The 21,529-nt window shown below is 60.1% G+C and carries 23 protein-coding genes; 6 read left to right on the top strand and 17 right to left on the bottom strand.

All coding sequences use genetic code 11. The annotated features are described in order from the left end of the window. On the top strand, positions 1 to 223 hold a 223-nt coding region (locus AB5Y93_RS00840), incomplete at its 5' end, for a hypothetical protein (protein ID WP_368228650.1). Between the two features lie 108 nt (positions 224 to 331). Here AB5Y93_RS00840 and AB5Y93_RS00835 read toward each other — a convergent pair. The 6 genes from AB5Y93_RS00835 to AB5Y93_RS00810 are packed head-to-tail and all read right to left on the bottom strand — an operon-like array spanning position 332 to position 5,162. Then, the gene (locus tag AB5Y93_RS00835) at positions 332 to 1,510 is read right to left on the bottom strand and encodes a hypothetical protein (protein ID WP_368228649.1); all 1,179 of its coding nucleotides are present in this window, start codon (positions 1,508 to 1,510) and stop codon (positions 332 to 334) included. 2 nt (positions 1,511 to 1,512) lie between these two features. Continuing rightward, positions 1,513 to 2,175, bottom strand: coding sequence for an energy transducer TonB (locus tag AB5Y93_RS00830; protein ID WP_119197136.1), 663 nt, complete (start codon positions 2,173 to 2,175; stop codon positions 1,513 to 1,515). Further along, positions 2,172 to 2,573, bottom strand: a complete 402-nt coding sequence (locus AB5Y93_RS00825) for a biopolymer transporter ExbD (protein WP_010672232.1) — start codon at positions 2,571 to 2,573, stop codon at positions 2,172 to 2,174. The genes AB5Y93_RS00830 and AB5Y93_RS00825 overlap by 4 nt, the downstream gene beginning before the upstream one ends. Further along, entirely contained in the window at positions 2,570 to 3,100 is a 531-nt protein-coding gene (locus tag AB5Y93_RS00820; RefSeq protein ID WP_010672233.1) for a MotA/TolQ/ExbB proton channel family protein, read from the bottom strand. The genes AB5Y93_RS00825 and AB5Y93_RS00820 overlap by 4 nt, the downstream gene beginning before the upstream one ends. After that, positions 3,097 to 4,404, bottom strand: a complete 1,308-nt coding sequence (locus tag AB5Y93_RS00815; RefSeq protein WP_043153623.1) for a MotA/TolQ/ExbB proton channel family protein — start codon at positions 4,402 to 4,404, stop codon at positions 3,097 to 3,099. The genes AB5Y93_RS00820 and AB5Y93_RS00815 overlap by 4 nt, the downstream gene beginning before the upstream one ends. Further along, entirely contained in the window at positions 4,401 to 5,162 is a 762-nt protein-coding gene (locus tag AB5Y93_RS00810; protein WP_279982221.1) for a DUF3450 domain-containing protein, read from the bottom strand. Before AB5Y93_RS00810 ends, AB5Y93_RS00815 begins: the two co-directional genes overlap by 4 nt. Positions 5,163 to 5,373: 211 nt before the next feature. On the opposite strand from AB5Y93_RS00810, the gene AB5Y93_RS00805 reads away from it, so the two are divergent. Next, positions 5,374 to 6,150, top strand: a complete 777-nt coding sequence (locus AB5Y93_RS00805; protein WP_010672236.1) for a LuxR family transcriptional regulator — start codon at positions 5,374 to 5,376, stop codon at positions 6,148 to 6,150. A gap of 60 nt (positions 6,151 to 6,210) precedes the next feature. Here AB5Y93_RS00805 and glmS read toward each other — a convergent pair whose 3' ends face one another. Both glmS and AB5Y93_RS00795 read right to left on the bottom strand, forming a co-directional pair. Then, positions 6,211 to 8,043 carry a glutamine--fructose-6-phosphate transaminase (isomerizing) gene (gene glmS, locus AB5Y93_RS00800; protein ID WP_042016118.1) on the bottom strand — a complete coding sequence of 611 codons (1,833 nt, stop codon included), beginning with the start codon at positions 8,041 to 8,043 and terminating at the stop codon, positions 6,211 to 6,213. Positions 8,044 to 8,098: 55 nt separating this feature from the next. Beyond that, positions 8,099 to 8,872 carry a DeoR/GlpR family DNA-binding transcription regulator gene (locus tag AB5Y93_RS00795; RefSeq protein WP_219596341.1) on the bottom strand — a complete coding sequence of 258 codons (774 nt, stop codon included), beginning with the start codon at positions 8,870 to 8,872 and terminating at the stop codon, positions 8,099 to 8,101. Between the two features lie 122 nt (positions 8,873 to 8,994). Between AB5Y93_RS00795 and blrA the strand changes: the two genes are divergently transcribed. The 4 genes from blrA (at position 8,995) to creD (ending at position 13,532) form a co-directional block, all read left to right on the top strand. Next, the gene (blrA, locus tag AB5Y93_RS00790; RefSeq protein WP_041212060.1) at positions 8,995 to 9,669 is read left to right on the top strand and encodes a beta-lactam response regulator transcription factor BlrA; all 675 of its coding nucleotides are present in this window, start codon (positions 8,995 to 8,997) and stop codon (positions 9,667 to 9,669) included. 34 nt (positions 9,670 to 9,703) lie between these two features. Further along, a complete protein-coding gene (gene blrB / locus AB5Y93_RS00785) occupies positions 9,704 to 11,125 on the top strand; it encodes a beta-lactam sensor histidine kinase BlrB (RefSeq protein WP_368228648.1) in 1,422 nt (473 codons plus the stop codon). Positions 11,126 to 11,224: 99 nt separating this feature from the next. Continuing rightward, positions 11,225 to 12,019, top strand: coding sequence for a class D beta-lactamase (gene blaOXA / locus AB5Y93_RS00780; protein ID WP_368228647.1), 795 nt, complete (start codon positions 11,225 to 11,227; stop codon positions 12,017 to 12,019). A 121-nt stretch (positions 12,020 to 12,140) separates the two neighbouring features. Beyond that, a complete protein-coding gene (gene creD / locus AB5Y93_RS00775; protein WP_368228646.1) occupies positions 12,141 to 13,532 on the top strand; it encodes a cell envelope integrity protein CreD in 1,392 nt (463 codons plus the stop codon). Positions 13,533 to 13,584: 52 nt separating this feature from the next. On the opposite strand, the gene glmU is transcribed toward creD, so the two are convergent. The 9 genes from glmU to atpB form a co-directional block, all read right to left on the bottom strand. Beyond that, a complete protein-coding gene (glmU, locus tag AB5Y93_RS00770; protein WP_368228645.1) occupies positions 13,585 to 14,946 on the bottom strand; it encodes a bifunctional UDP-N-acetylglucosamine diphosphorylase/glucosamine-1-phosphate N-acetyltransferase GlmU in 1,362 nt (453 codons plus the stop codon). Positions 14,947 to 15,039: 93 nt separating this feature from the next. Continuing rightward, positions 15,040 to 15,468, bottom strand: a complete 429-nt coding sequence (locus tag AB5Y93_RS00765; RefSeq protein ID WP_010672259.1) for a F0F1 ATP synthase subunit epsilon — start codon at positions 15,466 to 15,468, stop codon at positions 15,040 to 15,042. A gap of 18 nt (positions 15,469 to 15,486) precedes the next feature. Then, positions 15,487 to 16,875, bottom strand: a complete 1,389-nt coding sequence (gene atpD, locus AB5Y93_RS00760) for a F0F1 ATP synthase subunit beta (RefSeq protein WP_010672260.1) — start codon at positions 16,873 to 16,875, stop codon at positions 15,487 to 15,489. 33 nt (positions 16,876 to 16,908) lie between these two features. Further along, positions 16,909 to 17,775, bottom strand: a complete 867-nt coding sequence (gene atpG, locus AB5Y93_RS00755; RefSeq protein ID WP_010672261.1) for a F0F1 ATP synthase subunit gamma — start codon at positions 17,773 to 17,775, stop codon at positions 16,909 to 16,911. A 42-nt stretch (positions 17,776 to 17,817) separates the two neighbouring features. Beyond that, positions 17,818 to 19,359, bottom strand: coding sequence for a F0F1 ATP synthase subunit alpha (gene atpA, locus AB5Y93_RS00750; protein WP_010672262.1), 1,542 nt, complete (start codon positions 19,357 to 19,359; stop codon positions 17,818 to 17,820). 15 nt (positions 19,360 to 19,374) lie between these two features. After that, on the bottom strand, positions 19,375 to 19,908 hold the full coding sequence (gene atpH / locus AB5Y93_RS00745; RefSeq protein ID WP_319900871.1) for a F0F1 ATP synthase subunit delta: 534 nt from the start codon (positions 19,906 to 19,908) through the stop codon (positions 19,375 to 19,377). A gap of 13 nt (positions 19,909 to 19,921) precedes the next feature. Next, entirely contained in the window at positions 19,922 to 20,392 is a 471-nt protein-coding gene (gene atpF / locus AB5Y93_RS00740) for a F0F1 ATP synthase subunit B (protein ID WP_010672264.1), read from the bottom strand. 51 nt (positions 20,393 to 20,443) lie between these two features. Next, positions 20,444 to 20,683: a F0F1 ATP synthase subunit C gene (gene atpE, locus AB5Y93_RS00735; RefSeq protein ID WP_010672265.1), complete on the bottom strand. Its 240-nt coding sequence runs from the start codon at positions 20,681 to 20,683 to the stop codon at positions 20,444 to 20,446. A 58-nt stretch (positions 20,684 to 20,741) separates the two neighbouring features. Continuing rightward, entirely contained in the window at positions 20,742 to 21,524 is a 783-nt protein-coding gene (atpB, locus tag AB5Y93_RS00730; protein ID WP_010672266.1) for a F0F1 ATP synthase subunit A, read from the bottom strand. Between the last annotated feature and the right edge of the window lie 5 nt (positions 21,525 to 21,529).

Here is a 21,529-nt window from a genome sequence, read left to right as displayed (position 1 = left end):
ATCAGACATTGAAAATCAAAAATTGTTTTTGATGCTCGATGCTGTGAGTGCCCACACAGATTGCTTGATTCAAATTGTTAAAGAGCGTCACGCTTGTCGCGTTGAGGAGGCGCATCTTACGCTCCTCACTTCGAAAGTCAAGCGCTTGTTTTCGCTTTTCTTTCGGCGCCAACTTCCCAAGGAAGCTGGCTCATCAGGTTGGCGTGTTACGCCGTGCTGGTAGGGGCGCATTATAGGGAGCCGCGCCGGGATGACAAGGGCTTTTTGTAAAAATGCGCTCGTTTGCTGAAAAAGCAGGCTAAACCCCATGAAATGAGAGTTTACCCCTGTTTCATGCCGCTTTTTTGTTCATACCGTCAGTCTGGGCCTGAATGTAGTTGACCCAGCTGGTCGCCCTGTCTTGCCAGTTGTTCTGCTGCTGCAGCTCGCGAGCCAATACCAGCGCTTGAGCATATTGTTCTTTATTGAGGTGTGCCTGCACCAGCAGGGCCTTGGCTCTGTTGCCCTGCTCTCCCTTCATCGACTTGATGGCCGAGAGCTGGGTCATGGCGGCATCCGTCTTACCCTGTTGCAGCAGCAGTTCGGCGGCACGCATGGCGGCCTTGGGGTGAGCATGTTCCCGGGCAAGCAGTTGCCAGCTGTCCACAGCCTTCGGCCACTCACGTGCCCCTTCCCACAACTGGGCCAGCAATTGGCGATTCTCGGCGCTCTGCTTCATCTGTCCCTTGGCCATGGCAGACTCCAGCAGACGCGCACCGCGATAGGGCAGCCCCTGCCAGGCATACAGGCGGATCAGCTGGTTGCGGGCGGCGGCATCATCCATCAGTTGACGGTCGATGGCTGTTTGCAGCAGTGCAAGCGCTCGATCACCACGCTTGGCGGAGAGATTGAGCGACACCGCCTGCTGCCACCACTTGCTCTCTTTCGGCTCGCGGCGGATCAACTCTTCGGCCTGATCCGCAGCCACGCCGTAACGCTGCAATGCAGTGAGGGCGGAGAGGCGGATGATGGCTGCCTGCTTCTGCCAGCTTTTCTTCAACAGTTGTTCACTCTGGCTGGCTGCCTCGCCGTACTGCTTGTTGTGGTAATAGAGGCCAGCCAAGCGCAGACGCAAGGTATCGTCAGCCTTGATGGCCAATGCGGCCTTGTAGCTGGCGATGGCGCCGGGCCAGTTGGATTGCTGGGCCTGGATATCCCCGCGCAGACGCAACAACTGAAGTCGTTGCTGCTCTGGCCACTCTTTATAGGCAAGAGCCTGCTCCACGTAGCGACTCGCCTGTGCGGTCTGCTGCAGGTTGGCGGCCAGAGAGGCCTGTAACTGCGCCAGCCAGGCGTGCTCAGCCTCGGAACCGGGTTTGAGCACAGCCGCCTTGCTCTGGGCCTGTTGCCACTGGCCGGATTGATAGAGCTTCATCACGGGCTCCAGCTGGCGGGAGAAATGAGGGCTCACCTCCATCGCCAGACAGGCTTGGCTGACCAGGGCCAGCAGACAGATCCAGATCCGCAACATGGTTATGACTCCAATTTGAATTTGAGCGTGATGACTTGCACCAGCTTGTCGGTGGCGCCCGGCCTCGGCTGATAGCGCCACTTGTTGATCGCCTGAATGGCCGCTCGCTCGAACTGGCGCTTCGGCTTGGCCTCGACCACCTCCACATCCTGTACCCGGCCGTCGGCATCGACGCTGAAACGCAAGGTCACGGACCCCTCGATGCCGGCCTGCTGGGCCCGGTAGGGATAAACGGGCTCAACCCGTTGCAGTGGCATCAAGAGGTCGCTAGCACCGATTCCAGCGCCCTGCTGCTGTCCATGGAAATTGCCGCTCGCGACCGGAGAGGGACTGGTCGCCACGCCAGGGGCAGAGACCTGTACCGCACTCAGGGTCGAGACCAGATCCAGGCTCGGCTGTACCGAAGGCAACGGGGCCGCCGCCGGCATGGGCAGCGGTGTCGAAGCCAGCGCGGCAGGCGGCTCCGGCAAGGGTTCCGGCTCCTGGGGTACCGGCCGCTCACGCACCTGTACCTCGGTCACCTCGTTCTGCATATTGATGACGATGGATTTTTGCTCTGTGGTCGCCTTCTCCCCTCCGGGCGGCTCCACCAGGGTGGCCATGAACAACAGGATGCCCAGACTGAGGGTGATCCCCAGTCCCAGGCTCATCAACTTGTGTTTCATTTCGGTGCCACCGCCACGGCGATGTTGGCGATGCCTGCCGCCTTGGCTTCATCCATCACCCGCACCACCTTGCCGTGGGGTACCCGTTCATCGGCCTGGATCACCAGGCTTGCCTCGGGCTGCTCCGCCAACAGTCGGGCGAGGGTGGCCTGCACCCGCTCCACATCCACCTGTTTGCGGTCGAGGAAGATCTGCCCCTGAGCGCCGATCGCCAGCATGATGCTGGAGGACTTCTGCGCCTTGGCCTGGCTGGCCTGGGGTCTGTGTACCTCAAGCCCGGCTTCGCGCACGAAGGAGGTGGTCACGATGAAGAAGATCAGCATGATGAAGACGATATCCAGCATGGGGGTCATATCGATCTGCACTTCATCGCGCTGGCGTTTGGATTGCCGTCTCATTGCATTACCTTCTCTTCTCGCAGGCCGTCCCGGGTCTTGGCCAGCGCACGCTTGGCCTGACTCTCGAGCCGGCTAAGTAACAACACGCCGGAGAGGGCCACCACCATGCCTGCCATGGTGGGGATGGTGGCGCGAGAGATCCCGCCCGCCATGCTCTCCGGGTTAAAGCGGTTGGCCGCAGCCAGCGCATCGAATACGCCTATCATGCCGGTCACGGTACCCAGCAACCCCAGCATGGGGCATAGCACCACCAGGGTGCGGATGAAGATCAGATGACGGTTGAGCGCCAGCTCCACTTCTGCCAGCCAGCGCCCGCGAATCGCGCGAGCGTGCCAGCTGTGACGCTCGCGACGCGCCTGCCAGCGGCCCAGCAGCTCACGCTGCAACGGTGCAAACCCCAGGTTGAGGTAGAGCAGCCGCTCGATCATCAAAATCCACATCAGCACCAGCAAGGCCAGAATGACCCAGAGCACCGGGCCGCCACGGCCCATGAAGCTCTGCAACTGCTGCCAGATGTCGAGCATCATGCTACCCGCTCCACCCTGTCACCATTGCTTTCGGCCCGCTCGGCCAGGATCCCGGCCACCTGCTGTTCCAGCACGTTGGAGAGCTCGGTGAAACGGGACTGCAACAGGCTGTGGGCCAGGATCAGCGGAATGGCCGCTACCAGACCCTGCACAGTGGTGACCAGGGCCATGGAGATGCCGCCCGCCATGATCTTGGGATCGCCGGTACCGAACTGGGTGATGGCCTGGAAGGTGCCGATCATACCGGTCACTGTCCCGAGCAGACCCAGCATGGGGGCGATGGCCGCGATCACCTTGACCATGCCGATGCCGCGCTCCAGGCGAGGGGTCTCCTGCAGGATCGCCTCATCCAGACGCAGTTCGAGGGTCTCCATGCTCAGTTCTGGATGCTTGTCAGCCACCGTCAGCACCCGGCCGAGGGCGTTGTCGGCATGATATTCACCGCTCTTGAGCTGGCGACGAACCCGACCCAGTTCGCGGGAGAGGCTCCACAGCCGTACTCCAGCGATCCCTAGGCCGATGGCTGCCAGCAGCACTATGATGGCGCCGACCTGGCCTCCCTGCTGGACTTGCTGCCAGAAGGTGGGCGCCTGGGCCAGCATATCGAGCAGAACACCATGGGAGGGATCCAGCGGCAGCGCTTCTCCCTCCTGACCCTGATAAGCGGCCACAGCGGAAAGCACGCTGCCTGGCAGGCCCAGCACCGGACTCAGGCCTTCGGCCCCCGGTTGCAAGAAACCAGCATCGCCCAGCAGGGCGAAGCTGCCGATCCGGGTCAACGTCTGCTCGCTGGCAACGCCCTGGGCATCGAGCACCTTGCCGTTGAACTGGGCAACCCGGCCCGATTCGCGGATCTCCTGCAGCAAGGTGGCTGGCAGCAGGGCAAGGGCGGCGCGATCAGGCACCTGTTTATCCTGTGCCATGGTTTTCAGCGGGGCGAGACGATCAGGATACTGGCCCTCGACGGCGGATTCGCTCAGCAACTTGACCGCATCGCTGGCGCCCTGACGGGTGACCGCAAAGATCTCGTTCATGTCGCCGGAGGCCTGCTCCCACTGGGTATTGAGCTCCACCAGCTGCTTTTCATTGGCCGCGAACTGGCTGGCCAGCTCCTTGCTCAGGCGCTGGGCCTCGGCCAGCTTGGCACGGGCACTACTCAGCTCCCTGGAGACAGACGCCAGATCCTGCTGAGCCTTCTGCTCACGGGCCTGTTCCTGCTGCTGCCAGGCTTCCTCGGCCACGGCGGCTGTGGTGCCCAGAGAGAGGGCGAGGGCAAGGGGTAACCACTTCATGGTGACGCTCATGACTGGGCCTCCTGACCACGGCTGACGGAAAGGGGGACATTCAACAACTGGGGAACTTTCTTGTCGGCAGCCATTTCCAACGCCTCGGCGATGGGGGAGAGCCACTGGCCGTCGAGGGCTTGCCACTGCTTGTGCTCGGCAGACCAGCGCCACGCCTGGGAGCGATCGGCGGTCATCGCCAGCAGGGAGACCCGACCCAGAGCCAGCACGTCGACCCGGCGCGGTGCGCCATCCAGCACCAGCTCGGCGGAATAATGGTCCAGCCTGCTGCCGTATTCGGCTTCAATCTGATAGGCCTGCAATAGCTGGCGGAACTTCTCCGCCTCGCTCACATCGGCTCTGGCCAGCGTCGCTTTCAAGGCAGCAACCCGCGCCAGACGATCCTCCCTGCGCAGCGGGATGTCATCCTGTACCAGCTGTTCCAGATCGGTTTGCATCTGCAGCATCAGGGGGACAAGCCCCTGTCTGGTCTCCTGTACCGCCTCCAACTGCTGGTTCAGCTTGCCCAGCTCGTTTTGCTGATCGGCCACCAGAGACTGCATGTAGCGGTTGTAGGCTTCCAGATCCCGCAGTTGCAGTTGGGCATTTTGCAGCTCAATCCTGGCGGCGACGGCTCCATCGGCGGCTTTCTCCACACGCAGCTGGGAGGCTTTCCCGTCGGCGATACTGTTCTTCAATGCTGGCGCAACCACCTCGTCGGCGGACACGACGCAATGAACGGCCATGGGTAACAAGGCCAGACCCCAAAACTTGTTCATGATATAAATCTTAACAATGATAACTATTCTCATTGTCTCAAAGAGTAGGGTCACTGGCAATCAGATGATTTTCTTGGCCTCTGGCCGAAAAAACAGGATACTTTTTAGACAAGTACGGGAATAACTGGCGTTGGTAGTCGCAACACCATTTTAAATAACTAAAAAATGTCTTTTCGATCAGCAAGATAAGTGATCGAAAAAGGAGACTTACATGTTTAACGATGCGATCTGGGAACACATAGATCGGTTCACCAAGGCGAAGAAGACCAGCGAGATCCAGCAACAACTGGAGCGCTTCAGTCATCAGATGGGGTTTGATTACTTCCGTTTGCTGATTATTTTCCCCATCAGCATGCAGAAATCCCATGTGGCCTTGTTCAACAACTGCCCCACCAGCTGGTTTGATGCCTATTCGGAACGGCACTACCTGACCCAGGATCCGGTCGTCTTCCTGGGACTGAAGCAGACCCAGCCCATCTTCTGGAACAAGCTCGATTGCGATGCCCCCTGGTTGCCCAGCGCCAGCAGGGAGGTGATGAACCTCGCCGCCGACTTCGGGGTGAGGAACGGCGTCTCCTTCCCGCTGCACACGCCGCAGGGGGAACACGGCATCCTCTCTTTCATCAGCAAGGAGAAGTCCAATTCCGATCTGATGTTTGAAAACGTTCCCCTGCTGTCATTCTGTGCCAGCTACATCTTCAACTCGGCCCTGACCCTCATCAAGGCCAGGCCAGACCTGATGAAATACCTGGCCGAGCTGTCGGATCGGGAGAAGGAATGCCTTTTCTGGGCCAGCGAGGGCAAGACCTCCTGGGAGATCGCCACCATCCTCGGCATCAGCGAGCGAACCGTGAACTTCCACCTCAATCAGGTCACCAACAAGACGGACTCGCGCAACCGCAACCAGGCGATCGCCAAGAGCATCTCCAGCGGCATCATTGTGCCTTCTCTGGACGACGTGACCATCACCAACCTGCGGCTGTCGTAGCCTGTTTTGCCAAAACAAGAAGAGCCGCAATGCGGCTCTTTTTTCATTTCCGGCGACGGCTTATTCCACAGTCACGGATTTGGCCAGGTTGCGCGGCTGATCCACGTCGGTGCCCTTGATGAGGGCGACGTGGTAGGAGAGCAACTGCAACGGCACGGTATAGACGATCGGCGCGATCATCTCTTCCACGTGGTTCAGGCTCATCACCCGCATGGTCTCGTCGCTCTTGAAGCCGGCGTCCGCATCGGCGAACACGTAGAGGATTCCGCCACGGGCGCGCACCTCTTCCACGTTGGACTTGAGCTTCTCCAGCAGATCGTTGTTCGGCGCCACGACGATGATGGGCATCTCGGCATCGATCAGCGCCAACGGGCCATGCTTCAACTCACCGGCGGCATAGGCTTCAGCATGGATGTAGGAGATCTCCTTGAGTTTGAGCGCCCCTTCCATGGCGATGGGGTACTGGCTGCCACGACCGAGGAACAGGCTATGGTGCTTGTCGGCAAACTCTTCGGCCAGTGTCTCGATCTGCTTGGCCAGGGCCAGGCTCTCCTTGATGCGCACAGGCAGGGCTTGCAGCGCCTTGACCAGTTCGGCCTCGGCGGCGGCGCTCAGGTTGCCACGGCAGTGACCGACGGAGGCCACCAGCATCAGCAGACCAGCCAGCTGGGTGGTGAACGCCTTGGTGGACGCCACCCCGATTTCTGCCCCCGCACGTGTCATGAAGGCCAGGTCGGATTCGCGCACCAGGGAGGAGCCCGGTACGTTGCAGATGGCCAGCGAGCTCATGTAACCGGATTCCTTGGCCAGACGCAGGGCTGCCAGGGTATCGGCGGTTTCTCCGCTCTGGGAAAGAGTCACCAGCAGGCTGTTGGGGCGTACCACCGACTTGCGGTAGCGGAACTCGGAGGCGATCTCCACGTCGCAGGAGACGCCGGCGATCTCTTCGAACCAGTAGCGCGCCACCATGCCGGAGTTGTAGGAGGTGCCGCAGGCGACGATCTGGACGTGCTCGACCTTGTCGAAAATAGCGCGGGCGCCGTTGCCGAAGGACTCGACCACCACGTGATCACTGCCCAGGCGGCCTTCCAGGGTGTTGGTGATGGCCTTGGGCTGCTCGTAGATCTCCTTGAGCATGTAGTGTCGGTATTCGCCCTTGTCACCGGCATCGTGGGAGAGCTCGGACTCCAGCTCCTCGCGTACCACGGCATGGCCGTCGGTATCGAAGATATGCACGTCGCGGCGGGTCACTTCGGCCACATCGCCCTCTTCCAGGAAGATGAAGCGGCGGGTCACCGGCAGCAGGGCCATCTGGTCGGAGGCGATGAAGTTCTCGCCGATGCCGCGGCCGATCACCAGGGGGGAGCCGGAGCGGGCCACCACCACGCGGCTGTCGTCACGGCTGTCCATCACCACGGTGCCGTAGGCGCCGCGCAGCTGCTTAACCGCTACCTGCATGGCCGCCAGCAGGCTGGGGGCGGATTTCAGCTCGTGGTGCACCAGGTGGGCAATCACTTCGGTGTCGGTGTCGGAGCTGAACACATAGCCCAGCGCCTTCAACTCTTCCCGCAGCTCTTCGTGGTTCTCGATGATGCCGTTGTGCACCACCACGATATGCTCGGAGACGTGGGGGTGAGCATTGCGCTCGGACGGCTCGCCATGGGTAGCCCAGCGGGTGTGGGCAATGCCGGTACCACCGTGGACGGACTGCTCTTCCAGTGCCTTGGCCAGTTCGGCCACCTTGCCGAGGCGACGCACCCGCTGCAGCGGCTGGTTGGCGCTGAACACGGCAACACCGGCCGAATCGTAGCCACGGTATTCCAGACGGCGCAGGCCCTCTACCAGGATTTCAGCCACATCACGTTGGGCGACGGCCCCGACGATGCCACACATACACTTCTCCTTGAAACGTAAGACGTTAATTCGGTTGGATAATGGTTTGTTCAAATCACACGGCCACGGGGGCGCAAATCAGCGTGATCCCCCTGGCCTGAATCTGTTCTCTGGCCGCATTGCTCAGCCCCTCGTCGGTCACCAGGGTATGGATGCCGGACCAGGGCAGCTCGAGATTGGGGATTTTTCGGCCGATCTTCTCCGACTCCACCATGACGATGACCTCCCGCGACACTTCGGCCATGACCCGGGAGAGGCCCACCAGCTCGTTGAAGGTGGTGGTGCCCCGCTCCGGGTCGATGCCATCGGCGCCGATGAAGAGCTGGTCGAAGTCATAGGAGCGCAGCACCTGCTCCGCCACCTGCCCCTGGAAGGATTCGGAATGGGGATCCCAGGTCCCGCCAGTCATCAGCAGGGTGGGCTCGTTTTCCAGCTCGCGCAGGGCACCAGCCACATTGAGGGAGTTGGTCATGACGATGAGGCCGCGCTTGTTGCCCAGCATGGGGATCATGGCGCTGGTGGTGCTGCCGCTGTCGATGATGACGCGGTTGTGATCGCGGATCCGCTCGGCCGCGGCGCGGGCAATGGCCATCTTTCGATTCGAAACTTGTTCCGGGTTGCTGTCCACCACCATCTCGCTGGGGAGGGGAACGGCACCGCCGTAGCGACGCAGCAACAGGCCACCGGTCTCCAGTACCGCCAGATCTTTGCGGATGGTCACTTCGGAGGTGGCGAAGTGTTTGGCCAGGGCATCGACACTGACTTCCCCCTGCTCCTGCACCAGACTCACTATGGTGTGACGGCGCTGCTGTGTGTTGCGTTTGGTCATTTGTAAGTTTCGATTCGAAAGAATGGCGAAATATTAATGTCTTTTCGGGAAAAATCAAACGGCAAATAGGATCCGATTTGGTTCGATGCCAGAATGAGGGGCCGATTTGCGACGAGGACGCCATGCAAAAACGACTCATCTGGCTGGTGGAAGATGAAGCCAGCATTGCCGATACCCTGATCTATGCCCTGCAGACCGATGGTTTCGAGGTGGAGTGGTTCCCCCTTGGTCAGCCGTTGCTGGCGCGACTGGAACAGACGCGACCGGATTTTTTGATCCTGGATGTGGGGCTGCCGGATATCAGCGGTTTTGAACTGTGCAAGCGGGTGCGGGCACTGACCGATATTCCCCTGATGTTTCTCACCGCTCGCAGCGAGGAGATAGACAGGCTGATCGGGCTGGAGATAGGGGCAGACGACTATGTGGCCAAACCCTTCTCACCCCGTGAGGTGTGCGCCCGGGTGCGGGTCATCCTGCGCCGCAGCCAGCCCGCCCCCTACCAGCCGATACAGCCACTCGCCCTGGACGAGGAGCGGGCACGAATCTGCTTCCTGGGCCAGCCCCTGACGCTCACCCGCTATGAGTACCTGCTGCTCAAGACCCTGATGCTGGCGCCGGGTCGGGTCTACTCCCGCCAGCAGCTGATGGATCTGGTGTGGCAGGATGCGGAAGAGAGTCTGGATCGCACCGTCGACACCCACATCAAGACTCTGCGGGCCAAGCTGCGGGAGCGGGACCCTGACGCCAACCTGATCCTGACCCACCGCGGGCTGGGCTACAGTCTGGAGCTGGCATGAACTCAGGGTGGCCGGGCATCGGCAGGGGGATGAGATGAGAATCGGATTGCAACTGCTGTGCGGCCTGGTGCTGATCTTCGCCCTGGCCGCCTGGTTCGTGCTGGAGATCTTCGTCGAGGAGATCAAGCCCGGGGTACGCAGCGCCACCGAAGATACCCTGGTGGACATGGCCCAGATGCTAGCCCCCCTGGCCCTGGACGACATGCAGGAAGGAAAGATGGCGAATGGCCGGCTGGCCAGCGCCTTCGCCCGCCTCAACCAGAGTCCCATCAATGCCCTCATCGATGGCCACCTCAAGCAGCAGGCGGAGTACCGCATCTATGTGACCGACGCAAAAGGCAGGGTGGTCTACGACTCGGACGGGGTGGATCTGGGCAAGGACTACTCGCGCTGGAACGACGTCTACCTGACCCTGCGTGGCGAATATGGCGCCCGCAGCACCCGCAGCGACCCCGACGATCCCGCCAGCTCGGTGATGCACGTGGCCGCCCCGCTGCGGGAAGGGGATGACATCCTCGGCTCCCTCACCGTCGCCAAGCCCAACAGCACCCTGCAGCCCATGATAGAGCGCAGCGAACACCAGTTGCTGAAAGGGGCGGCCCTGCTGCTGTTCATCTCGCTGCTCATCGGCGCCTTGCTGGTGTGGTGGCTCAACCGCGCCATCGGCAAGCTGGTGCACTATGCAGATGCAATCAGCCAGGGTCAGCCCACCAGCCTGCCGCGCCTCTACAGCCCCGAACTGGACAGGCTAGGCCACTCCCTGGAAACCATGCGCCGCCAACTGGACGGCAAGGCCTATATCGAGGCCTATGTCCACAGCCTGACCCACGAGCTCAAAAGCCCGCTGGCGGCCATTCGCGGGGCGGGGGAGATTCTTGCCGAGGCGCCGCCGCCGGACATCGCAAAGCGCTTTATCGGCAACATCAATCTGGAGACGGCCCGCATGCAGCAGCTGATCGAACGCATGCTGCAACTCGCCCGCCTCGAATCAGGGCAGGGGCTAGACAGACAATCCGTTGAGCCGGCCCGGCTGGGCAGACGGGTGCTCGATGCCCGCCAGATCCAGGCCCAGCGCCGCCAGATCGCCCTGCACGCCGAGCTGGGGGAAGGTCAGAAACAGAAGTGGGATCCCCTGCTGGTGGAGCAGGCCCTTGGCAACCTGCTGGACAACGCCCTCGATTTCGCCCCCGCCGGCAGCACCCTGGTGCTGAGCGGCGCCATGGAGGAGGGGGGTTATTGCTTCCGGGTGCGGGATCAGGGGCCAGGCATTCCCGACTTTGCGCTGCCCAGGATTTTCGAGCGTTTCTACTCCCTGCCAAGGCCAGACAAGGGAAAAAGCAGCGGCCTCGGACTCAGTTTTGCCATGGAGGTGGCACGCCAGCATGGCGGCCATCTTGCTCTTGCCAATCAGCCGGATGGGGGGGTGCTGGCCACACTCTGGCTGCCCGGCAACTGAGGACACTTCACACCAAGCACACAGAGCCGGGCTAAGCTGCACCTCCTCGATGACGACCTTCCCCATCGATGCGCATTCATATTAATCAAGGAGATAGATATGCCCCGTATGCTGTTGTCCGGTCTGCTTGCCGCTGGCCTCTTCTGTGCACTGCCTGCCAGCGCCGCTTCTGGCTGCATGCTGTTTGCCGACGGCACCGGCAAACCCGTCAGCACCCAGGGGGACTGTGCCGCCCAGTTGACCCCGGCCTCCACCTTCAAGATCCCGCTGGCACTGATGGGCTATGACAGCGGCTTCCTGGTGGATGAACAGCTGCCGGCCCTGCCGTTCAAGGCCGGTGATCCTGATTTCCTGCCGGAGTGGAAACAGACCACCACCCCGAGCAGCTGGATGCAATTCTCTGTCATCTGGTACTCGCAGCGCCTCACCGAGTGGCTGGGAGAGGCTCGCTTCCAGCACTACGTGGACAGCTTCGACTACGGCAACCGGGATCTCGAAGGCAACCCGGGCAAGCACGACGGTCTGACCCAGGCCTGGCTCAGCGCCAGCCTCGCCATCAGCCCCCAGGAGCAAGCCCGCTTCCTTGGCAAGATGGTGAGCGGCAAGCTGCCGGTCTCCGCCCAGACCCTGCGCCATACCGCCAACCTGATACGTCAGCCCGACATCGACGGTTGGCAGATCCACGGCAAGACCGGCATGGGTTACCCCAAGCTGCTGGATGGCAGCCTGGACAGGGAGCAGCAGATCGGCTGGTTCATCGGCTGGGCCAGCAAACAGGACAAGACGCTCATCTTCGTCCACACCGTTATCCAGAAGCCGGGCAAGCAGTTCGCTTCCCTCAGGGCCAGGGAGGAGGTGTTCGCCGCCCTGCCGGCCCGGTTGAAGACACTCTGATGCCAGCAACACCGGCGCTTTGCGCCGGTTTTTTTATCTCCCTTCACCACCACTTCACACTGCCCCATCCTCCCTTCACGCGACCCCGGCACACTCCCGTTCAACAACAAGGAGACGTGTCATGGTCAAACAGATTTTCACCCACAAGATCGCCCTGCTGCTGTTGCTCTGCCTGCTGATGATGATCCCGGTTCACGCCATCATGGAGCTGAATCGGGAGCGCCAGGCCTATCGCAGTCAGGCCATTCACAGCATCATGGCCAGCCACAGCGGGCCCCAGCGCCTGATGGGGCCCGTACTGGTACAGCCCTATACCCGGGCCGTCACCGTCGAGCAGGATGGCAAACATTTCGTGCGCAAGGAGCAGGTCTATCGCTACCTGCTGCCCAAGAGGCTGGACGTGCGGGCCAGCATGGAGGTGACCCCGCGCAAGCTCGGCATCTATCAGGCCCAGATTTATCACAGTCGCCTCTCCCTCTCCGGCCTGATGCCCACCAGCCTGGCTGACAAGGGGCTGGTGGCCGGCAACCCGAACCTGAGCTTCGACCCGGCGGATCCCGCCCTGGTGCCGGGCAAACCCTATCTCAGCCTGATCCTCTCCGATGCCCGGGGCATCAGCCGTGTACCCGAACTGCAATGGGGAGAGCAACGCATCCCGTTTGCCCCTGGCGCCCAGCTGGGAGACGGGCGAGTGGGGATCCATGCCCCGCTCGACGCCTTGCCAGACGAAGATGGCCGCTTTCACATCGAGCTGGATCTGCAGGGCATGAACGCGCTGGAAGTGGTGCCGCTCGGACAGGACAGCCGGTTTCACCTGAGCGGCAACTGGCCCCATCCCAATTTTCTCGGCGACTTTCTGCCCGGTGAACGCACCCTTGCGGATCAAGGGTTCGAGGCAAGCTGGCAGACCAGCTGGTTCGCCACCGACATGGAGAGCCGCTTCAACCGCATGATGAAGGGAGCCGGTACCAAACTGCCGTCATTCAGCGTCAGCCTGGTGCAACCGGTGGATCACTATCAGCTGAACGAGCGGGCCGCCAAATATGCCCTGCTGTTCATCGGCCTCACCTTCATCAGCTTCTTCATGTTCGAGCTGCTAAAAGGGCTGCGGGTACACCCCATCCAGTACGCGCTGGTGGGCATGGGGCTGGCCATCTTCTATCTGGTGCTGCTGGCGCTGACCGAGCATCTCGGCTTTACCTGGGCCTATCTCATTGCCGCCCTGGCCAGTGTGGCCCTCAACGGCTTCTACCTGAGCCATGTGCTGGGCGGCCCGAAACAGGGCATGGGATTCGCCGCCCTGCTCGGGCTGGTCTACGCCATTCTGTTCGGGCTGCTGCAGGCCGAGGAGACAGCCCTGTTGCTCGGCGCCCTGCTGCTGTTCGCCACCCTGGCGCTGGTCATGGGGCTGACTCGCAAGCTCGACTGGTATCAGGTGATGGAGAACAGTCCCTCCGCCACCGCATGGGCGGCCCCCCAGCCATCGACCAGTGACACCAGCCATAAGCCATAAGCAAAAAAAAACGGCGCCCTCGGGCGCCGGTTTGCATTTCATTGATCGGGCATCACTTCTTCTTGACCGGACGGGGCCAGTTCGGAATGTGGCGCTGGGGCACCCGGGTGATCACCAGCTCGTTTTCCGCCACATCCTTGGTGATGGTGGAACCCGCCCCCAGGGTCGCCCCCTTGCCGATCCGCACCGGCGCCACCAGCTGGGTATCGGAGCCGACGAAAACGTCGTCCTCGATGATGGTCTGGAACTTGTTCACCCCATCGTAATTGCAGGTGATGGTGCCGGCACCGATATTCACACCGGCTCCGATCTCGGCATCACCCAGATAGGTCAGATGACCGCACTTGGAGCCCACACCCAGCCGAGCCTTCTTCATCTCGACGAAGTTGCCGACATGGGCATCCTGCTCCAGCACGGCACCCGGGCGCAGGCGGGTAAAGGGCCCGACCGAGCACTGGTCAGCAATTTGCGCACCTTCGATGACGGAGTAGGGTTTCACCTCGGTGTGGTCGCCGATCACGCAATCCTTCAATACGCTGCCGGCACCGATGCGCACGTGATTGCCCAGCACCACCTTGCCTTCGATGATGACGTTGACGTCGATCACCACCTCCTCCCCGATTTCCAGGGTGCCGCGCAGATCGAAACGGGCCGGATCGATCAGGGTGGCGCCGGCGATCATCAGCTTCTCGGCCTGCATCTGCTGGTAGCTGCGCTCAAGCTGGGCCAACTGCACCCGGTTGTTGGCCCCTTCCACTTCCATGGTGCTGTCAGGGTGGACGGCGGCGATGGCACAACCATCCCCATGGGCCATGGCGATGACGTCGGTCAGATAGAACTCGCCCTGGGCATTCTTGTTATCCAGACGCGACAGCCAGCTACGCAGCTGACCACCGTTGGCCACCAACACGCCGGTGTTCACTTCGCGGATGGCAAGTTGCTCGGCGTTGGCATCCTTCTGCTCGACAATGCCGACCACCTGACCATGTTCCCGCACGATGCGGCCATAGCCGGTCGGGTTGTCCAGTACCACGGTCAGCAGCGCCATGCCATCGTCGGCCTTGGCGGCCAGCAAGCGTTGCAGGGTCTCGGGCTGGATCAGCGGGGTATCGCCGTAGAGCACCAGCACGTCGTCTTCGTCATGCCAGAACGGAATGGCCTGGGCGACGGCATGGCCGGTCCCCAGTTGCTGGGCCTGCAGCACCCAGTTCAGGTCGGATGCCTGGATCCGCTCCTTCAGCAGTTCGGCGCCGTGGCCATAGACCAGGTGCAGCTGTTCGGCACCGATCTGGCGGGCGGTCTCGATCACATGGGAGACCATGGGCTTGCTGGCAACGGGGTGCAGCACCTTGGGCAGGGAGGAACGCATGCGGGTGCCTTTGCCCGCAGCCAGGATCACGACGTTGAGAGACATAGCTAGCCTTTGAAACAGGTGGAAATGCTGGGCGGAGTCTATCCAACGGGCAAAAAAAAAGCGACCCGAAGGTCGCTTTTTGCATCACCGTGATTAGCGGTAATTCTTTTTGACGATATCGATAACCCGCAGCTGGGCCATTGCTTTGGCCAGCTCGGCAGATGCCTGAGCATAGTCGATATCACCATGGGAGCTGTTGATCCGCTCTTCGGCACGACGCTTGGCTTCCTGGGCTTTCGCCTCATCCAGATCGTCTGCGCGAATGGCGGTATCGGCCAGCACGGTCACGGCTTCGGGTTGTACTTCCAGCATGCCGCCGGAGATGTACAGCACCTCTTCGCTACCATTTTGCTTGATCAAGCGGACCAGGCCCGGCTTGATGGCAGTCAGCAACGGAGCATGACCGTGGCGGAGACCCAGCTCACCTTCGGAGCCTGATACCTGGGCAGATTGCACGCGACCGGAAAACAGTTTTCCTTCGGCGCTCACCACATCCAGGTGAAAGGAGATCATCTCAGCCATGGGCCCTCCTATCGAGGCTTACAGTTTCTTGGACTTCTCGACGACTTCGTCGATGCCGCCAACCATGTAGAACGCCTGCTCCGGCAGATCGTCATACTCGCCCTTCAGGATGCCCTGGAAGCCACGGATGGTTTCCTTCAGCGGCACGTATTTGCCCGGAGAACCGGTAAACACTTCTGCCACGAAGAACGGCTGGGACAGGAAACGCTCGATCTTACGGGCACGGGCTACGGTCAGTTTGTCTTCTTCTGACAGTTCATCCATACCCAGGATGGCGATGATGTCCTTCAGCTCCTTGTAGCGCTGCAGTACGGTCTGAACGCCACGAGCGGTCTCGTAGTGCTCCTTGCCAACCACCAGCGGATCCAGCTGACGGGAGGTGGAGTCCAGCGGGTCAACGGCCGGGTAGATACCCAGAGCCGCGATCTGACGGGACAGTACGACGGTCGCATCCAGGTGGGCGAAGGTGGTCGCCGGAGACGGGTCGGTCAAGTCATCCGCAGGCACGTAAACGGCCTGTACGGAGGTGATGGAACCGGTCTTGGTGGAGGTGATGCGCTCTTGCAGAACACCCATCTCCTCGGCCAGGGTCGGCTGGTAACCTACTGCGGAAGGCATACGGCCCAGCAGTGCGGATACTTCGGTACCGGCCAGGGTGTAACGGTAGATGTTGTCCACGAAGAACAGCACGTCACGACCTTCGTCACGGAACTTCTCGGCCATGGTCAGGCCGGTCAGCGCCACGCGCAGACGGTTTCCGGGCGGCTCGTTCATCTGACCGTAAACCAGAGATACTTTGTCCAGTACGTTGGACTCCATCATCTCGTGGTAGAAGTCGTTACCCTCACGGGTACGCTCACCTACACCGGCGAACACGGAGTAACCGCTGTGTTCGATCGCGATGTTACGGATCAGCTCCATCATGTTGACGGTCTTGCCTACACCGGCGCCGCCGAACAGACCAACCTTACCACCCTTGGCGAACGGACATACCAGGTCGATAACCTTGATGCCGGTCTCCAGCAGCTCGGTGCTGTTGGACTGATCTTCGTAGCTGGGGGCTTCGCGGTGGATGGACCAACGCTCTTCTTCGCCGATCGGACCCTTCTCGTCGATGGGGTCGCCCAGTACGTTCATGATACGGCCCAGGGTCGAGGTACCGACCGGTACCTGGATGGCCTTGCCGCTGTTAACTACTTCCAACCCACGACGCAGACCGTCGGAGGAACCCATGGTGATGCAACGCACGACGCCGCCGCCGATCTGTTGCTGAACTTCCAGTACCAGACCCTGGCCTTGGCCTTCGCTGACAACCTTCAGTGCATCGTACACCTGGGGCACGGCATTCTGCGGGAACTCGATGTCCACCACAGCGCCGATGATTTGGACGATGAAACCGTTACTCATGTCAAATCCTCTAAACCTTTGATAACCCTTGCCTTACACCGCAGCAGCACCGGAAACGATCTCTGTGAGCTCCTGGGTAATACTGGCCTGACGGGCCTTGTTGTATACCAGTTGCAGATCGTTAATCAGGTTGCCGGCGTTGTCAGTCGCGGCTTGCATGGCAACCATTCGGGCTGCCTGTTCACTTGCCAAGTTTTCTACCACACCCTGGTAGACCTGGGATTCGACGTAGCGAATCAGCAGGGTATCCAGCAGTTGCTTGGGATCCGGCTCATAGAGGTAGTCCCAGTGGTGCTTCTTGGCGAGCTTGCTGTCTTCTGTTACGGGCAAAGGCAGCAGTTGATCGACTTTTGGTTGCTGAACCATGGTGTTGACGAACTTGTTGTACACCAGATACAGCCTGTCAATCTCACCGTTGTCGTAAGCCTTCAGCATGACCTTCACTGAACCGATCAGGTCATTGACGCTCGGGTTGTCACCCAGTCCGGAGACGTGGGCTTTCACCTTGGCGCCGTGCCGTTCAAAGAAGTTGGAGGCCTTGTTACCGATCAATGCCAGGTCAACCTTGGCACCTTTCGCGCTCCATTGCTTCATATCATTGAGGGCAGCCTTGAACAGGTTGATGTTCAGACCACCACACAGGCCACGGTCGGTGGAGACGACGATGTAACCCACTCGCTTCACCTCACGTTCGATGAGGTAGGGGTGCTTGTATTCCAAGTTCCCCTGAGCGATATGGCCGATCACCTTGCGCATGGTTTCAGCGTACGGACGGCTGGCAGACATGCGTTCCTGCGCACGGCGCATCTTGCTCGCTGCCACCATTTCCATAGCGCTGGTGATCTTCTGAGTGTTCTTCACACTCCCGATCTTGTTACGTATCTCTTTTGCGCCGGCCATCTCTTCTCTCCATCAGGTGGCAGCTTGCGCTGCCACACACGCTTACCAGGTCTGGGTTGCCTTGAAGTCATCCAGCAACGCAGTCAGCTTGCCAACGATCGCGTCGTTGTAGTCGGCCTTGGCATTGATTTCAGCCATCAGCTCGGCATGCTGGGTATTGGCGTAAGAGAGCAGAGCGGCTTCGAAGTCGACGATCTTGCTCAGTTCGACATCGGCGAGATAACCCTTCTCGGCGGCGAACAGCACCAGGGATTGCTGGGCCACGCTCATCGGAGAGTACTGCTTCTGCTTCATCAGCTCGGTGACTTTCTGACCGTGATCCAGCTGCTTGCGAGTGGCATCGTCCAGGTCGGAAGAGAACTGGGCAAATGCCGCCAGTTCGCGGTACTGGGCCAGCGCGGTACGGATACCACCGGACAGCTTCTTGACGATCTTGGTCTGAGCAGCACCGCCCACACGGGATACGGAGATACCCGGGTCAACCGCCGGACGAATACCGGAGTTGAACAGCTGGGAGGTCAGGAAGATCTGGCCATCGGTGATGGAGATCACGTTGGTCGGAACGAACGCGGAGACGTCACCGGCCTGGGTTTCGATGATCGGCAGGGCGGTCAGGGAACCGGTCTGGCCTTTCACGGCACCGTTGGTGAACTTCTCTACGTACTCGGCGTTGACGCGAGCAGCACGCTCCAGCAGACGGGAGTGCAGATAGAAGACGTCACCCGGGTAAGCTTCACGTCCAGGCGGACGGCGCAGCAGCAGGGAGATCTGGCGATAGGCAACGGCCTGCTTGGACAGGTCATCATAGATGATCAGTGCGTCTTCGCCGCGGTCACGGAAGTACTCGCCCATGGAGCAACCGGCGTAGGGAGCCAGGTACTGCAGAGCAGCCGCTTCGGAGGCAGAAGCCACGACCACGATGGTGTTGGCCAGGGCGCCGTGCTCTTCCAGCTTGCGCACCACGTTGGCGATGGTGGAGGCCTTCTGGCCGATCGCAACGTAGACGCACTTAATGCCGGAATCTTTCTGGTTGATGATGGTGTCGATGGCGATGGCGGTCTTACCAACCTGGCGGTCACCGATGATCAGCTCACGCTGGCCACGACCGATAGGGATCATGGCATCGATGGCTTTCAGACCGGTCTGGACTGGCTGGTCAACAGACTTACGCTCGATAACGCCCGGGGCGATCACTTCGATCGGCGAGAAGCCGTCGTTGTCTACCGGACCCTTACCGTCGATCGGCTGACCCAGGGTGTTGACCACCCGGCCCAACAGACCACGACCGACCGGCACTTCCAGAATGCGGCCGGTACCCTTTACCTTCATCCCTTCGGCCAGATCGGCATAGGGACCCATTACTACGGCACCAACGGAGTCACGCTCCAGGTTCAATGCCAGAGCGAAGCGGTTGCCCGGCAGCTCGATCATCTCACCCTGCATGGCATCGGCCAGACCGTGGATACGAATGATACCGTCGCTTACAGAAACGATGGTACCTTCGTTACGCGCTTCGCTTTTGACATCAAACTGCGCAATGCGCTGCTTGATCAGCTCGGCGATTTCAGTGGAATTCAGTTGCATGCTCTAATACCCCAATCAAGATTGCAGCGCATCGGCCATGCGATCCAGCTTACCGCGGACCGTGCCGTCGATAACGAGATCACCGGCCTTGATGAGCACCCCGGCCATCAAGGACGCATCTGTGCTGCAATTCAGCTTCACTTTGCGCGCGAGACGTTGTTCCAGAGAAGCCTGAATATTGGCTTTCTGCTGGTCGGTCAGTTCGATCGCCGAAATCACGTCAGCCTGAACTTCTTTGTCCAGTTCAGCCTTGAGCGCGATGAATTCGGCAACGACCGCCGGCAGCACACCCAAGCGACCATTCTCGGCCATCACCCGGATCAGGTTTTGACCGTGCTCGTTGAGCTGCTCACCGCAGACACCGACAAACAGCTTTGCCAGTTCTTCGGCAGCAACGGAGCCGTTTACCAGGCTGTGCATGGTCTCGTTTTCTGCCACCTGAGCGGCGAAATCGAGCATCTCCAGCCATTGGTCAACCGCCTTGTGCTCAACGGCAAACTCGAAAGCAGCCTTGGCGTAGGGGCGAGCGATTGTAGTCAGTTCAGACATAGCCCCGTTCCCGTTACAGTTCTGCTACCAGTTTGTCGACGATGTCGCTGTTGGCAGCCTGGTCGATTTGGCGTGCCAGGATCTTCTCTGCACCCGCGATGGCAAGAGCAGCAACCTGCTTGCGCAGTTCTTCTTTGGCACGATGACGTTCAGCTTCGATCTCTGCACGGCCCTGAGCCAGGATTTTCTCCCGCTCAGCTTGGGCTCCGACAGCGGCCTCATCAATGATCTGGGCCTTGCGTTTGTTGGCCTGATCGATGATTTCAGCAGCCTGAAGCTTGGCTTCTTTCAGCTGATCGGTGGCGTTGGCCTTGGCCAGCTCCAGATCTTTCTTGGCACGCTCTGCAGAAGAGAGGCCGTCAGCTATTTCTTTCTGACGGGCTTCGATGGCAGCCATCAGCGGCGGCCATACGTACTTCATGCAAAACACTACGAAGATGAAAAAAGCAACTGCTTGGCCGAGGAGGGTGGCGTTGATATTCACAGCCGATGTCCTCTTTAGTTAGTTAATGGGTTCTGCGTGAGTCGTAATGACTTAGGCAACCGCAAACATCACATACAGACCCAGACCAACGGCGATCATCGGGATCGCATCCACCAGACCCATCACGATGAAGAACTGGGTACGCAGAACAGGGATCAGGTCAGGTTGACGAGCTGCACCTTCCAGGAACTTGCCACCCAGGATACCGATACCGATGGAGGCGCCGATAGCCGCCAGACCCATCATCATTGCAGCAGCGATGTACAGCAGGTCCATGTTCAAGTTTTCCATGAGGATCTCCATTTATTTAGATGTAATTGATTGTATAAAAAGGATTATTTGAGTTGCATCAACCATGGTCTTCCTGCGCCATCGACAGATAGACGATGGTCAGAACCATGAAGATAAACGCCTGCAAAGTGATGATCAGGATGTGGAAGATTGCCCAAGGCACGGACAGGATCCACTGTGACCACCAGGGTAACAAACCCGCAATCAGGATGAAGATCAGTTCGCCAGCATACATGTTGCCGAACAGTCGCAGACCCAATGAAACAGGCTTGGAAATCAACGTGACGGTTTCAAGGATGAAGTTAACCGGGATGGCAGCAGGGTGATTGAAAGGCTGAAGCGTCAGCTCCTTCACGAACCCGCTGATACCCTTGACCTTGATGCTGTAGTACAGGATCAAGAAGAACACGCCCAAAGCCATGGACATGGTGATGTTAACGTCAGCAGAGGGAACCACACGCAGATAGGGAACACCCATCAACTGTGCAGCGTGAGGGATAAAGTCAACGGGGATCAGGTCCATGAAGTTCATCAGGAAGATCCACACGAACACCGTCAGGGCCAAAGGTGCGATGACCTTGTTGCGACCATGAAAGATGTCCTTGACGTTACCATTCACAAACTCGACCAGCATCTCCACAAAGCACTGCAGCTTACCGGGCACACCGCTGGTGGCCTTGACGGCAACCTTGCGGAACAACCAGATAAACAGGGCGCCTAGCACGACGGAAAATATCATGGAATCGATATTCACCGTCCAGAACCCGGACCCTACCTGCAGGTGGGTCAGGTGGTGGGAGATATATCCCTGAGGAGTCAGGACTTCTCCGGTTGCAGACATGAGTT

This window comes from Aeromonas sp. R10-1, assembly GCF_040908465.1.
GTDB lineage: Bacteria > Pseudomonadota > Gammaproteobacteria > Enterobacterales > Aeromonadaceae > Aeromonas > Aeromonas caviae.
Note: the sequence above shows the minus strand (reverse complement) of the source record. Positions and strands in the feature narration are given on the sequence as shown.

Coding starts and splice junctions, on each gene's coding strand:
- AB5Y93_RS00830 (WP_119197136.1), bottom strand. CDS start 2,175: ATGAAACACAAGTTGATGAGCCTGGGACTGGGGATCACCCTCAGTCTG.
- AB5Y93_RS00805 (WP_010672236.1), top strand. CDS start 5,374: ATGTTTAACGATGCGATCTGGGAACACATAGATCGGTTCACCAAGGCG.
- blrB (WP_368228648.1), top strand. CDS start 9,704: ATGAGAATCGGATTGCAACTGCTGTGCGGCCTGGTGCTGATCTTCGCC.
- atpE (WP_010672265.1), bottom strand. CDS start 20,683: ATGGAAAACTTGAACATGGACCTGCTGTACATCGCTGCTGCAATGATG.
- glmS (WP_042016118.1), bottom strand. CDS start 8,043: ATGTGTGGCATCGTCGGGGCCGTCGCCCAACGTGATGTGGCTGAAATC.
- atpA (WP_010672262.1), bottom strand. CDS start 19,359: ATGCAACTGAATTCCACTGAAATCGCCGAGCTGATCAAGCAGCGCATT.
- glmU (WP_368228645.1), bottom strand. CDS start 14,946: ATGTCTCTCAACGTCGTGATCCTGGCTGCGGGCAAAGGCACCCGCATG.
- atpB (WP_010672266.1), bottom strand. CDS start 21,524: ATGTCTGCAACCGGAGAAGTCCTGACTCCTCAGGGATATATCTCCCAC.
- AB5Y93_RS00795 (WP_219596341.1), bottom strand. CDS start 8,872: ATGACCAAACGCAACACACAGCAGCGCCGTCACACCATAGTGAGTCTG.
- blaOXA (WP_368228647.1), top strand. CDS start 11,225: ATGCCCCGTATGCTGTTGTCCGGTCTGCTTGCCGCTGGCCTCTTCTGT.
- blrA (WP_041212060.1), top strand. CDS start 8,995: ATGCAAAAACGACTCATCTGGCTGGTGGAAGATGAAGCCAGCATTGCC.
- atpG (WP_010672261.1), bottom strand. CDS start 17,775: ATGGCCGGCGCAAAAGAGATACGTAACAAGATCGGGAGTGTGAAGAAC.
- AB5Y93_RS00820 (WP_010672233.1), bottom strand. CDS start 3,100: ATGATGCTCGACATCTGGCAGCAGTTGCAGAGCTTCATGGGCCGTGGC.
- AB5Y93_RS00835 (WP_368228649.1), bottom strand. CDS start 1,510: ATGTTGCGGATCTGGATCTGTCTGCTGGCCCTGGTCAGCCAAGCCTGT.
- atpD (WP_010672260.1), bottom strand. CDS start 16,875: ATGAGTAACGGTTTCATCGTCCAAATCATCGGCGCTGTGGTGGACATC.
- AB5Y93_RS00825 (WP_010672232.1), bottom strand. CDS start 2,573: ATGAGACGGCAATCCAAACGCCAGCGCGATGAAGTGCAGATCGATATG.
- AB5Y93_RS00810 (WP_279982221.1), bottom strand. CDS start 5,162: ATGAACAAGTTTTGGGGTCTGGCCTTGTTACCCATGGCCGTTCATTGC.
- AB5Y93_RS00765 (WP_010672259.1), bottom strand. CDS start 15,468: ATGGCTGAGATGATCTCCTTTCACCTGGATGTGGTGAGCGCCGAAGGA.
- creD (WP_368228646.1), top strand. CDS start 12,141: ATGGTCAAACAGATTTTCACCCACAAGATCGCCCTGCTGCTGTTGCTC.
- AB5Y93_RS00815 (WP_043153623.1), bottom strand. CDS start 4,404: ATGAGCGTCACCATGAAGTGGTTACCCCTTGCCCTCGCCCTCTCTCTG.
- atpH (WP_319900871.1), bottom strand. CDS start 19,908: ATGTCTGAACTGACTACAATCGCTCGCCCCTACGCCAAGGCTGCTTTC.